The 12641-nt window shown below is 65.9% G+C and carries 9 protein-coding genes; 4 read left to right on the top strand and 5 right to left on the bottom strand.

All coding sequences use genetic code 11. From position 1 onward, the window contains the following. Nucleotides 1-4: 4 nt before the first annotated feature. Nucleotides 5-1534: an inactive transglutaminase family protein gene (locus B3E91_RS16005; protein WP_287030444.1), complete on the top strand. Its 1530-nt coding sequence runs from the start codon at nt 5-7 to the stop codon at nt 1532-1534. 6 nt (nt 1535-1540) lie between these two features. Beyond that, nucleotides 1541-2521, top strand: coding sequence for an alpha-L-glutamate ligase-like protein (locus tag B3E91_RS16000; RefSeq protein WP_286785021.1), 981 nt, complete (start codon nt 1541-1543; stop codon nt 2519-2521). 30 nt (nt 2522-2551) lie between these two features. Here B3E91_RS16000 and B3E91_RS15995 read toward each other — a convergent pair whose 3' ends face one another. Both B3E91_RS15995 and B3E91_RS15990 read right to left on the bottom strand, forming a co-directional pair. Next, entirely contained in the window at nt 2552-5272 is a 2721-nt protein-coding gene (locus B3E91_RS15995) for a LuxR C-terminal-related transcriptional regulator (protein ID WP_287030442.1), read from the bottom strand. Next, the gene (locus tag B3E91_RS15990) at nt 5269-7968 is read right to left on the bottom strand and encodes a LuxR C-terminal-related transcriptional regulator (RefSeq protein WP_287030441.1); all 2700 of its coding nucleotides are present in this window, start codon (nt 7966-7968) and stop codon (nt 5269-5271) included. Before B3E91_RS15990 ends, B3E91_RS15995 begins: the two co-directional genes overlap by 4 nt. Nucleotides 7969-8176: 208 nt before the next feature. On the opposite strand from B3E91_RS15990, the gene pabB reads away from it, so the two are divergent. Continuing rightward, nucleotides 8177-9520, top strand: coding sequence for an aminodeoxychorismate synthase component I (pabB, locus tag B3E91_RS15985; protein WP_287030440.1), 1344 nt, complete (start codon nt 8177-8179; stop codon nt 9518-9520). A gap of 27 nt (nt 9521-9547) precedes the next feature. Here the strand turns inward: pabB and thrH are convergent, their stop codons facing one another. Beyond that, the gene (gene thrH, locus B3E91_RS15980; protein WP_273231548.1) at nt 9548-10165 is read right to left on the bottom strand and encodes a bifunctional phosphoserine phosphatase/homoserine phosphotransferase ThrH; all 618 of its coding nucleotides are present in this window, start codon (nt 10163-10165) and stop codon (nt 9548-9550) included. Nucleotides 10166-10315: 150 nt separating this feature from the next. Here thrH and B3E91_RS15975 point away from each other — a divergent pair, with 150 nt between their 5' ends. After that, nucleotides 10316-10936: a phosphoadenosine phosphosulfate reductase family protein gene (locus tag B3E91_RS15975; protein ID WP_282343043.1), complete on the top strand. Its 621-nt coding sequence runs from the start codon at nt 10316-10318 to the stop codon at nt 10934-10936. A gap of 57 nt (nt 10937-10993) precedes the next feature. Here B3E91_RS15975 and cysB read toward each other — a convergent pair whose 3' ends face one another. Further along, nucleotides 10994-11968: an HTH-type transcriptional regulator CysB gene (gene cysB / locus B3E91_RS15970; RefSeq protein ID WP_090230995.1), complete on the bottom strand. Its 975-nt coding sequence runs from the start codon at nt 11966-11968 to the stop codon at nt 10994-10996. A 119-nt stretch (nt 11969-12087) separates the two neighbouring features. Then, a complete protein-coding gene (locus B3E91_RS15965) occupies nt 12088-12588 on the bottom strand; it encodes a universal stress protein (RefSeq protein WP_286784974.1) in 501 nt (166 codons plus the stop codon). Nucleotides 12589-12641: the final 53 nt, after the last annotated feature.

Here is a 12641-nt window from a genome sequence, read left to right as displayed (position 1 = left end):
CCCCATGCGCTCTCTTACCCTGCATCTGAAAGTCCTGATCACCGTGCTGGTGACGCTGGGCGTTCTGATTACGGCTTACCAGATCTTCATCCTCGGCATCCCGGTAACCGAGGACGAAACCGACGATCTGTGGAACATCGATGCCAAGGTCGAGTTCGTCGCCACGCCGCATGAGCCGGTCAAGGTGCAGATGTTCGTTCCGCCGCTGAACCAGAACTACGTCAGCCTCAACGAGAGCTTCATCTCCAACAACTATGGCGTGAGCATCAACCGCACCGGCGACAACCGGAAGGTGACCTGGTCGGCGCGCCGTGCCAAGGGAAACCAGACGCTCTACTACCGCCTGGTACTGACCAAGCGCTACAGCGGCGAGCAACTCAAGCCCAAGGGGCCGATCTTCCGCGACGAGCAGATCCCCGTGGATGGGCCCGAGAAGATCGCCGCCGAAGCACTGATGGCGCCGATTCGCCAGCATTCGGCGGACGTCGAAACCTTCGTCGGCGAGACCATCAAGCGGGTCAACAACGTCAACGACGACAACGTCAAGCTGCTATTGGGCGGCGACCAGTCCACCGTCAACAAGGCCAAGGTGGTCGACCTGCTGCTGTCCATCGCCCACGTGCCGATGGAGCGCGTGCACACCCTCCGCCTGATCGCCGACCAACCGCAGAACCCGGAACTCTGGCTGCGCAGCTTCAACGGCGACAAGTGGCTGTACTTCAACCCGGAGACCGGCGAACAGGGCCTGCCGGCTGACCGCCTGATGTGGTGGACCGGCGACGAGCCGCTGGTGACGCTGGATGGCGGCAAGAAGATCCAGGTCAACTTCACCCTGAACAACAGCGAGATGAACGCCATCCGCCTGGCCAAGCTGACCGACGAGAACACCGACGTCGACTTTCTCGAATACTCGCTCTACGGCCTGCCGCTGCAGACCCAGCAGACCTACCAGATCATGATCATGATCCCGATCGGCGTGCTGGTGATCCTCATCCTGCGCAACCTGATCGGCCTGCAGACCCTCGGCACCTTCACCCCGGTGCTGATCGCCCTGGCCTTCCGCGAGACGCAGCTGGGCTTCGGCATCGCGCTGTTCACCCTGATCACCGCGCTGGGCCTGTCGCTGCGCTCCTACCTCGAACACCTGAAGCTGCAGATGCTGCCGCGGCTGTCGGTGGTGCTGACCTTCGTCGTGGCGCTGATCGCGGTGATCAGCCTGCTCAGCCACAAGCTCGGCCTGGAGCGCGGGCTGTCGGTGGCGCTGTTCCCGATGGTGATCCTGACCATGACCATCGAGCGCCTGTCGATCACCTGGGAAGAGCGCGGCGCCGGCCACGCGATGAAGGTGGCGATCGGCACGCTGTTCGCCGCGACCCTGGCGCACCTGCTGATGATGGTGCCGCAGCTGGTCTACTTCGTGTTCACCTTCCCGGCGATCCTGCTGGTGATGGTCGGCTTCATGCTGGCGATGGGTCGCTACCGCGGCTACCGCCTGACCGAGCTGTTCCGCTTCAAAGCCTTTCTCAAGGATTGAGCCATGATCGGTCTGTGGAAGAGATGGAAGGCCCTGGAAGCGCTCGGCATCATGGGCATCAACCGGCGTAACGCGGACTACGTGCTGAAGTACAACAAGCGCAGCCTGTACCCGATCGTCGACGACAAGATCATCACCAAGCAGCGCGCCATCGAGGCCGGCATCCACGTGCCGGAAATGTACGGGGTGATCACCACCGAGAAGGAAATCGACAAGCTCGACGAGATCATCGGCGAGCGCACCGATTTCGTGATCAAGCCGGCCCAGGGCGCCGGCGGCGACGGCATTCTGGTGATCGCCGACCGTTTCGAGGACCGCTACAAGACGGTATCCGGGAAGATCGTCAGCCACGAGGAAATCGAGCACCAGATTTCCAGCATCCTCACCGGGCTGTACTCCCTCGGCGGCCACCGCGACCGCGCACTGATCGAATACCGCGTAACCCCGGACCAGATCTTCAAGAGCATCAGCTACGAAGGCGTGCCGGACATCCGCATCATCGTGCTGATGGGCTACCCGGTGATGGCCATGCTGCGCCTGCCGACCCGGCAATCCGGCGGCAAGGCCAACCTGCACCAGGGCGCGATCGGTGTCGGCGTCGACCTCGCCACCGGGATCACCCTCAAGGGCACCTGGCTGAACGCCAAGATCACCAAGCACCCGGACACCACCAACGCGGTGGACGGCGTGCAACTGCCGAACTGGGACGGTTTCATGCGCCTGGCGGCCGGCTGCTACGAGTTGTGCGGCCTGGGCTACATCGGCGTCGACATGGTGCTGGACCAGGACAAGGGCCCGCTGATCCTCGAACTCAATGCCCGCCCCGGCCTGAACATCCAGATCGCCAACGATTGCGGCCTGACGCTGCGCACCCACGCCGTCGAGGCGCACCTCGCGCAACTGGCCGAGCAGGACGTTCAGGAAAGTCCGGAAGAGCGCGTGCGCTTCGCGCAATCGCTGTTCGGCCACGTGCCGAACAAGGACTGAACCCGCTGGCGCCCCGCGGCGCCGGCCCTCTCAGCCTTCGCTGATCAGGCCCAGCGTCTTGCCCTTGAGCACCGCCTGGGTGCGGCTGCGCACGCCCATCTTGGCGAACAGCTTGTGCAGGTGCCATTTGATCGTCGCCTCGGAGAGGTGCACGGCCTGGGCGATGTCGCGGTTGGACATGCCGGCGGCGACGAAACGCAGGATTTCCTGCTCGCGGTAGCTGACGTCCTGGTTTTCGTCGATCGTGTCCGGGTCGATGCCGAGCCGCGCGAACTGCCCGCGCAGCAGCTCGCCGAGCCCTTCCCAGGCACTCGCACGCAGCGGCTCCTGCACCTTCCAGGCCTCCCACAGCGGCAACAGCCAGAGCGCATCGTCCTGGAAGGCGCGGCGGTAGCCCCGGCTCCAGGCGTCTTCCAGATGAACCTGGAACAACGCGAAGGCTTTCTCCAGATAGCCCTTGCGCCAGTACGCCACCGCCAGCAGCAGCGACAGACGCAGCCGACGATCGCGCTGGTGCTCGGCCGCTTCGCCGGCAAGGCTGCTTTCCAGCACGGCCTGGGCCTTCTCCGGGCGCCTTTCGCTGAGCGCCAGGCGCGCCTGTGAAAGGGCCAGCGCGGTGCAGGCGTCGGGATAGCGTTCGGCCGGCAGACCCTCCATGAGGCGCGCCAGCTGCAGGCAGATGCGCTCGGCCTCGCCAAGCTGGCGCTGCCACAGCAGCAGTTGCACCTTGCAGCCCATGCCCAGCGCCAGCACGCGCTCGTGCCCCGAGCCCTGCAAGCCGGTGAGCCAGGCATCCAGCTGCCCGAGCCCCTGCCGGGTATCGCCGGAGAAGAACCGCGTCCGCGCCATCACCAGTTGGCCGCGACTGAACAGCTCCAGCGGCGTCGCCACATCGCGCCAGGTGTTCGCCGCCGGCAGCTCGCCGAGGATCGACGCATGCCGATCCTGTTCGTACAGGAGATCGGCATAGGCCAGCGCCAGCGGGCCGCCTACCCGGCTGTTGGCGCCGAAGACCCGTTCGACCCGGCCGCGCGCCGCCTCGGCGATCGAACGACCACGTTCCAGCTCGCCGCTTTCCTTGCAGATCAGCGCCTCGATCAGGCTGGTCAGCGCCAGCAGGTATTCGCTGTTCACCTCCTTGAGGTTCTCATGCACCCGGGCGATCGAGCTGGCCGCCTCGCCGTAGTCGCCCAGCAGACCGAAAGCGGCAGCCTGCACGCAGAACAGGCTGGCGCGGAACACCGTCTGGTTCTCCGGCGCCAGTTTCAGCCAGTAGCGCGACACCTTCAGGCAGCTTTCCAGCTTGTCCTGATAGAGCATCACCAGCGCCTTGAGCACCTGCGCCGCCGCTAACAGCTCGGCCAGGCCGTAGTGCATCGGCCTGCCCTGCCCCTGCATCAGGCGCGTGCTGACCTCCTCGATCAGGGCCTCGGCCTCCGCGTACTTCTGCTCGAAAGCCAGCTGCCAGGCATAGAAGATCTGGAACACCGGATGCTCGCGGATTTCCTCGGCGGGCACCTGTTCGAGCCGCTTCAGCACGCCGTACACGCGGTTACCGGCGATAAGCCCGGCGCCCTTGCGCTCCAGCAGGTCGGCCGCGTGCGGGTAGTCCCGGGCGCGCAGCGCGTAGCCGATGGCCCGTTCCGATTGCTCGTTGCTCTCGCACCAGCGCGCCGCAGCCTGCAACAGGTTGGTGCTGTCGCCGCGCTTGTCCAGGCGGCCCTGGAGAAATTCGCCGAACAGCGGGTGATAGCGAAACCACTCGCCGCGCTCGTCCAGTGCGATGACGAACAACTGCTCGCTCTGCAGGCGCAGGAGCATGTCCAGCGCATCGCGGCGCCCGGTCAGGGCGTTGCACAGCTCGGCGCTGAACTCGTCTAGCAGCGAGGTCTGCTCGAGGAACGCCAGCAGCGACTGCGGCAGGCCCTCGAGCACGTCTTCCTCCAGGTAGTCCGCCAGCGTCCGCTCGGTCCCGGAGAAATCGGCGATGAAACGCGCCCGATCGGATTGCCGGCGCATGCCCAGTGCCGCCAGATGCAGAGCGGTGATCCAGCCTTCGCAGCGTTTACCCAGTTGCTTGAGCTGCGCGTCGTCCAGCTCGAGCACGCATACCTCGGAGAAATAGCGCGCCATCTCGTCGCGAGAAAAGCGCAGGTCCTCGGCCTTGATCCAGAACACCGACGCCTTGAGCACCGGATCGTCCTCGATGAACAGCGGCCCGAAACGGGTGCTGACCACCAGGTGGACGTGCTCCGGCAGGCGCTCCAGCAGGTAGCGTCCGCCCTTGCCGAGGAACGGATGGCGGAGCCGGTGGAAATCGTCCAGCAGCAGGTAGAGCGGGCGCTCCAGTGTCTTCAGGTCGGCGATCAGCGCCTCCAGCAGGGCCTCTTCCGGCCAGTTGGCCTGATCGTTGAGCAGCCCCATCGCGCGGCTGCCGAAGCCGGGGCAGACCGCACCGATGGCGGCGATCAGATAGCGCAGCAGGCGCTCCGGCGGGCTGTCCGACTCGTCGCAGGAAAGCCAGGCGACGCACTCGCCGGACGCCGCCAGGCGCCCGGCGAACTGGCCCAGCAGCGTGCTCTTGCCGTAGCCCGCCGGCCCACTGACGATCAGCAGGCGCCGCTCGCGGGCGGCGAACAGACGCTCGACCAGCGCGCTGCGTGCCAGCTGCGCCTGCTGCCCGCGGTCCAGCGGCGCCAGCTTGGTGCGCAGCAGCGGAAATCCGGATACCTGAGCCAGTGGGCCATTCATGCGTCGAGCAACTCCAGTTCGCGGGCGCGGCGGATCGCGTGGGTGCGGTTACGCACCTTGAGCTTGTCGTAGATGTTGTGCAGGTGCCATTTCACCGTGCCCAGCGCCAGCGCCAGGCGAACGCCAATTTCTTCGTTGGACATGCCGGTGGCGGCCAGCCGGATGACCTCCATCTCGCGATCGGTGAGGTCATCGCCCGGCGACTCGATCGTTTCGCGCGCGGGACTGCCCGGCCAGACCGTCAGCAGGCCGCGAATGAAACCCTGCAGCGCCGGTTGGCGCTCGGTGACTTCGAGCTGCTGGAGCATCTGCCGGATGGCCTCGCCCTCCTCGATGAACAGACTGCGCAGCCCTTCGCGCTCGGCGTCGATGAGGCATTGCACGAGCGTGCTCAACGCCCGCTCCTGATAGCCCAGCCGCTGGTGGCTGAGTGCCGCGAGCATCTCCAGGCGCAGGCGCTGCACGCCATGCCAGCCGGGTTGCAGCAGCTCACGCAACTGGGCGATCTCGTGCAACGCCTCGCTGTATTGCCCGCGCGCCTGTTGCAGGCGCACGCGGCTAACGCCCAGGCTCCAGCGCACCGGATTGAACGGCTGCGCGGCGTAATGCGCGGCATGACGCTCCCAGTCGAGGATTTTCAAGCGCTGCTCGGCGCGGCGGATGCGGTCCGCTGCCGGTTGCTGCAGGATCAGCGCGATCTCGTCCGCCACCGCCTGTGCCTGGAAGCGCCAGGACTGGTTGCGCACCGCGAGTCCCTGCAGCAGCACCAGGCTTTCCAGCGCCTCGCGGGTCTGGTTGCGGGCGCGCTGGAGGCGCGAGAGGAACAGCAGGCCCTGGGCATAGAGGTCGATCGGGTTGATCACATCGACCTGGCGCAGCGCGCGTCCGAGGCGCTCCTCGAGGCCGTCGTAACGCGCCTGCTGGTAGGCGATCAGTGACTCGGTGATGGCGGGCAGCGCCAGCGCGCGGGACCTGTCGCCGAACCACGGCATCAGCCGCCCGCGCAGGCGCTCGGAAAGCAGCTGCGCCTGCCGCGTGCAGCCCTGCTCCAAGGCCAACAGCACCTCGACGTTGCTCAGTTGCATCGCGAGGTAGCGGCCCTCGAGAAAGTGATTGCGTTGCTGCGCCAGCGCGAGCAGGTGCCGCGCCGCTTCGGGACGGGCGAGCATCACCTGCGCCAGCGCGCCGACAAGCAGCAGTGCCACCTCGAGGAACGCCGCGTGCTGACCCAGCCGCGCTTCGACCTTGCCGGCCAGTTCCACGCACAGCGCAAGTTCGTCCTTCTGCAGCGCGATCAGCGCCTTCACCGCCATGGCAGCCAGGTAACCCTGCTGCAACGGCGCGCCTTCGCCCGCGTCCCAGCGTTGCAGGAGTTCGTCGAGCAGGCGCTTGGCCTCGGGCAACGACTGGCCGGCCGCCTTCTCCCAGACAGTCGCCAACACCAGCACCGGGTAGCGCTCGGCAATGGCGTCGGGAATCTGCTGGCGCCAGCGGTAGATCTGGCTGAGCTGACCGCGGTTGATCAGCTCCAGTCCGCAGCCATCCACCAGCGCAGCAAGCATTTCCGGGTCTTCGGCGAGGCAGGCGTGCTCGATCGCCAGGTTCTGCATGTGATGGTTGGTGAACCACAGGCTGGCGTTGAAATGCAGGTGCTTGAGGCGTTCCGGGTCGCGCTGGCGCAGGCGCGCGCGGAGGAAGTCCGCGAACAGGTGGTGGAAGCGGTACCAGTGCCGGGCGCGATCCAGCGGTTCGAGGAACAGCTGGCGCTGCTCCAGTTCCTCCAGCAAGGCCTGCCCATCGTCGCAGCCGGTGAGTGCTCCGGCCAGTTCGCCGCTCAGTTGGTTGGCCACCGCCAGCGCCAGCAGTTGCTCCTGCAGCGGCTCCGGCAGTTGCTCGAATACGGTGCTCAACAGGTAGTCGCCGACCGCCAGTTCGCTGACGTTGCGGGGCATCGGTGCGTCATCGGAACGGTTGTGCAGCCACAGGCTGGCGAGGTGTACACCGGCCAGCCAACCCTCGGTCTGCGCATGCAGCGCCGCAACGGTGGCGGTATCCACGCTGAGCCCGGCGCCGCGCAGGTATTCGCCGGTTTCCTCCAGGCTGAGGCGCAACTCGTCGCTGCCGATCTCCAGCAACAACCCTTTGGCGCGCAGGCTGGCCAGACGCAGCGCGGGCAGAGAGCGGCTGCCAAGGGCGAGGACGAATCCGGTCGGCCCCAGCAACACCATGCGATTGAGCGCGGCCAGCAGGTCGGGGTCCTGGATGAGATGCACGTCGTCGATCACCAGCAGCAGCGGCTGCCGCTGCTCGGACAGGTCCGCCAGCAGGCTTTCCACCACCGCGGCCACCGGCACCTGCATGGTGTTGCGCAGGTAGCTCAGCGCATCGGCGCCGATGCCCGGAAAAGCGCTGCGCAATGCCGCGATCAGCTGAGTCAGGAAATGCAGTGGATCATCGTCGCCTTCGCCCAGGGAATACCAGGCGCTGGCGTAGCCCTCGGCGCTGCGCGACGCCGCAAGCTCGGCCAGCGCGGTGGTCTTGCCGAAGCCCGCGGGGGCGCAGAACAGCACCAGCCGCGCGGGGGGTGCGCCGAGAAGGGCCTGGAGATGGGGCCGGGGAAGGCTCGCGGACGGTTGCGGTGGCAACAGCTTCGAGCGCGACAGACTGCTTGAGGCTGGATCTAGAACTGCGTCCACGGCCTGGGTCCTCGTCCTTATGGTTGTTAGTCGGAGTCATACTCCTCGGACTCCGACATTCTAGGGGCTGTCGAGGCCTCACCGCGAGCCGCATCGCCGCGAATCAAGCCTCAACCGACCCCAGCAGCCGCCGAAGAAGCCCCTGGCGGCTAGGATCATGCGTACGGCGGCACTACAATCGCCTCCCGTGCCCGTCTGACCCCTCCTCATGTCGACCTGTTCCCTCCACGCCCTCGGTTACCGCGCCGACCCGTCCGCCTTCTTCGCCTCGATCTGCGACGCGCCGGGAGCCGTGCTGCTCGACGCCGGGCGTCCGGATGCCGAGCGCGGACGCTTCGACATCCTCAGTGCCTGGCCGCTGGCGGAATTCACGCCTGCCGCCGACGAGCCGGCCGAAGCCTTTCTCCAGCGCCTGCGCCAGGCCCTGGCCGAACTGGCCCCGGCCGAGCTGCCGGCGGGCGTCGAACTGCCCTTTGCCGGCGGACTCATCGGCTACCTTGGCTACGATTTCGGGCGCGGCCTGGAGCGCCTGCCGAGCCAGGCGCAGGACGATCTGCACCTGCCCACGGCGGCCCTCGGCCTGTACGCCTGGGCGCTGATCAGCGATCACCAACTCGGCACCAGCCAATTGCTGTTTCACCCGGCACTGGCCGAGTCCGAACGCCAGCGGCTGTGCCGCCTGTTCGAGCAGCCCACGACGTCCGAGCCTGAGCCGTTCTCGCTGCGCGCCGCGTTTCGCGCCGATATCGACGCCGAGCAGTACCGTTCCGCGATTGCCCGCATCCAGGCCTACATAGCGGCCGGAGACTGCTACCAGGTGAACTTCGCCCAGCGCTTTCGCGCGCCGTGCCAGGGCGAACCCTGGCTGGCCTACCGCGCGTTGCGCCGTGCCTGCCCCACTCCGTTCGCCGCCTACCAGGCGCTGGCGGGCGGCGGCGCGATCCTCAGCCTCTCGCCCGAACGCTTCCTGCAACTCAGCCAGGGCCAGGTGGAAACCCGGCCGATCAAGGGCACACGGCCGCGCGGCGCGACGTCCGCCGAAGACGAGCGACAGGCCCGCGAGCTGCTGGCGAGCGACAAGGACCGCGCGGAAAACCTGATGATCGTCGACCTGCTGCGCAACGATCTCGGCCGCAGTTGCCGCATCGGCTCGGTGAAGGTGCCCGAGCTGTTCGCGCTGGAAAGCTACCCGAACGTGCACCACCTGGTCAGCGCGGTACGCGGCGAGCTGGCCGAAGGCCGCGATGCGCTCGACCTGCTCGCGGGCTGCTTCCCTGGGGGCTCGATCACCGGCGCACCGAAGATCCGCGCGATGCAGATCATCGACGAGCTGGAGCCGACACGCCGCTCGATCTACTGCGGCTCGCTGCTCTATCTGGACGTGCGCGGGGAGATGGACAGCTCGATTGCCATCCGCAGCCTGCTGGTCAAGGATGGTCAGGTCAGTTGCTGGGGCGGCGGCGGCATCGTCGCCGACTCGGACTGGCAGGCGGAATACGAGGAATCCAAGACCAAGGTGCGCGTGCTGCTGCGCACCCTGGAAGCCCTGTAGCGGTCGCCCGCCACAGGCAGGCGGGAATTACAGCGTCAGGCTGCGATTGGAGGCCTTGAGGAACTCCTGCTTGAGGGCCTCGAAGGTATGCACGGCGGGGAACTGCGGGAACTCGCGGATGACGTTCTCTGGCGCATGGAACAAGATGCCGGCATGTGCTTCGTCGAGCATCGCGGTGTCGTTGTAGGAGTCGCCAGCCGCGATCACGCGGTAGTAGAGACTCTTGAAAGCGATCACCGACTGGCGTTTGGGGTCCTTCTGGCGCAATTCGTAGCCGACCACGCGGTCGCTCTCGTCCACCACCAGCTTGTGGCAGAGCAACGCCGGGAAGCCGAGCTGGCGCATCAGCGGCTGGGAGAACTGGTAGAAGGTGTCGGAGAGAATCACCACCTGGAAACGCTCGCGCAGCCAGTCGATGAACTCGCGCGCGCCTTCGAGCGGCTGCAGCGTGGCGATCACCTTCTGGATGTCGGAGAGTTTCAGGCCGTGCTCGTCGAGGATGCGCAGGCGCTGCTTCATCAGCACGTCGTAGTCGGGAATGTCCCGGGTGGTGGCCTTGAGCGCGTCGATACCGGTTTGTTCGGCGAACGCGATCCAGATTTCCGGTACCAGAACCCCTTCCAGGTCGAGACAGGCGATTTCCACAGGAGTCTCCAAAGACTGCTTATCGAAGGGGCGGCACTTTAGCAGCCAGCCCAGGCGAAGGCTATCGAACCGCGGAGCGGTGGTTGGCGCGCGGCGGCGCTGGTACCATCGCCCTCCTTCGCGAACCGCGCCCAATCACAGGAGCCTGCCATGAGCCTCGATCTGGACACCCTCAATGCCGAACTCGGCCACGACGCCGAGAAGCTCGTGGAATGGGCGCTGGGCCTTGGCAAGACGGCCATCTGCACGACCAATTTCCGGCCTTTCGAGGCGGTGATTCTGCACATGGTCAGCCGCGTCGACCCGAACATCCCGGTGATCTGGATGGATAGCGGCTACAACACCGACGCCACCTACCGGTGCGCCGACGAAATCTGCCGCAAGCTGAACCTCAACCTGAGCATCTACTTGCCGAAACGCTCGCGCGCGCACCGCGAAGCCGTCGAAGGCGCCACGCCGGCGCTGGACGATCCGCGTCACGCGGCGTTCACCGAGGAGGTCAAGCTGGAGCCCTTCGCCCGCGCCTTGCGCGAAACCGCGCCGCAGGTGTGGTTCACCGCCCTGCGCGCCACCGACACGGCCGTACGCGCGGCGATGCAGCCGATCAGCCTGAACCCGGACGGCCTGATCAAGGTCGCGCCCCTGCTGCACTGGACGTCTAAGGACCTCTACCAGTACCTGACCCGCTACGACCTGCCCAACGAGTTCGACTACTTCGACCCTACCAAGGGCGAAGACAACCGCGAGTGCGGGCTGCACCTGAGCCACTGATCCCTGGCGGAACGAAAAAAGCCTCCCAGCGGGAGGCTTTTTTCATGGCGCGGACACTCAGTAGACCGGCAGCTCGACGTTCTTGAACAGCTCGTCCATTTCGGCCTTGTTGTGGCACTGCACCGCCTTGGCCAGCACGTCGCGGGTGAGGTGCGGGGCGAACTTCTCGATGAAGTCGCACATGAAGCCACGCAGGAAGGTGCCGCGACGGAAGCCGATCTTGGTCACGCTGGACTCGAACAGGTGGCTGGCGTCCAGCGCGACCAGGTCGTCATCGAGTTTCTCGTCGACCGCCATGTGGGCAACGATGCCGACGCCCAGCCCCAGGCGCACGTAGGTCTTGATCACGTCGGCGTCCACCGCGGTGAACACCACTTTGGGCGTCAGCCCGCGGTGGCTGAAGGCTTCGTCGAGCTTGGAACGGCCGGTGAAGCCGAACACGTAGGTCACCAGCGGCTGCTCGGCGAGCCCCTCGAGGGTCAGCTTGGGCAGTTTGGTCAGCGGATGGCCCTTGGGCACGATCACGCAGCGGTTCCAGCGGTAGCACGGCATCATCACCAGGTCGCCGAACAGTTCGAGGCCCTCGGTGGCAATGGCGAAATCGGCCGAGCCGTCGGCGGCCATTTCGGCGATCTGCAGCGGCGTGCCCTGCTGCATGTGCAGGGTGACGTCCGGGTACTGTTTGATGAAGCTGCTGATCACCGGAGGCAACGCATAGCGCGCCTGGGTGTGGGTGGTGGCGATGGACAGCGTGCCCTTCTTCTCGTTGGAGAATTCCTGGGCGATCTGCTTGATGCTCTCGCATTTGCGCAGGATCTCGCCCGCGGTGGTGATGATCCGCTCGCCCGCCGGTGTCACGCGCGTCAGATGCTTGCCGCTGCGAGCGAAGACTTCAACGCCCAGTTCGTCCTCCAGCAGGCGGATCTGTTTGCTGATCCCCGGCTGGGAGGTGTACAGGCTCTGCGCCGTGGCCGACACGTTCAGGTCGTGATGGGCGACTTCCCAGATGTAGCGCAGTTGCTGAAGCTTCATGGCTGTCCCTCAGGTGGTTCTTCCGCTGCCCATCGGCAGGTTTTTATAACCATATTATTAGTTGAGGGTGTAAAGCTAGACGATTTTTATAGGCACGCTCACATTTAGTGCGCGCTATTTCAAAAATCCGCCCGCGCCCGCGTCTGCAACATCGGCACCAGGTAGACCGGCACCTCGGCCAGTTGCATCACACAGGTGGCGGTGCGCCCGAGGGAAGTACCGTTGCAGCTGTCCTGGCTGTGCGCACCGAGCACCACTGCATCCACCGCCAGTTCACGGGCCTGTTCGAGGATGACTTGGGGCGGGTCGCCGCGGATCACCCGCACCGTGCGGATCAGGTCCAGGTTTCCGTAGGCTTCGCCCATTTCGTCGCGGAAGCCTTCCAGTACGCGCTGCTGGATGTTCGACATGACCACGTCCAGGCCATCGGTGCGCAGGCGTTCGAGCGTGTCCTTGTCCAGGTAGGTCTGCAGCACCGACTCGGCGAACAGTCCCATGGGTTCCACCGCGTGCACCACGTAGAGCTCGGCCTTGTAGGCCTGGGCCAGGGAAACCGCATGCTGTAACACGTAAGGCGCGTATAGACCGAGGTCCGTGGCGTAGAGAATGGTCCGGATCATATGCCCTCCGACTGCGAGCGAATTGGGCCTCGCCACAGCTTAGCAGCGGATAT

It is taken from the genome of Pseudomonas sp. UBA6310 (assembly GCF_002438225.1).
Lineage (GTDB): Bacteria > Pseudomonadota > Gammaproteobacteria > Pseudomonadales > Pseudomonadaceae > Pseudomonas_O > Pseudomonas_O kuykendallii.
This window is presented reverse-complemented; position numbering and strand designations above follow the sequence as displayed.

What these genes read in the sequence shown, in the direction of transcription:
- pabB (WP_287030440.1), top strand. Translation starts at nt 8,177, where the DNA reads ATGTCGACCTGTTCCCTCCACGCCCTCGGTTACCGCGCCGACCCGTCC.
- B3E91_RS16005 (WP_287030444.1), top strand. Translation starts at nt 5, where the DNA reads ATGCGCTCTCTTACCCTGCATCTGAAAGTCCTGATCACCGTGCTGGTG.
- B3E91_RS15975 (WP_282343043.1), top strand. Translation starts at nt 10,316, where the DNA reads ATGAGCCTCGATCTGGACACCCTCAATGCCGAACTCGGCCACGACGCC.
- B3E91_RS15965 (WP_286784974.1), bottom strand. Translation starts at nt 12,588, where the DNA reads ATGATCCGGACCATTCTCTACGCCACGGACCTCGGTCTATACGCGCCT.
- cysB (WP_090230995.1), bottom strand. Translation starts at nt 11,968, where the DNA reads ATGAAGCTTCAGCAACTGCGCTACATCTGGGAAGTCGCCCATCACGAC.
- B3E91_RS15995 (WP_287030442.1), bottom strand. Translation starts at nt 5,272, where the DNA reads ATGAATGGCCCACTGGCTCAGGTATCCGGATTTCCGCTGCTGCGCACC.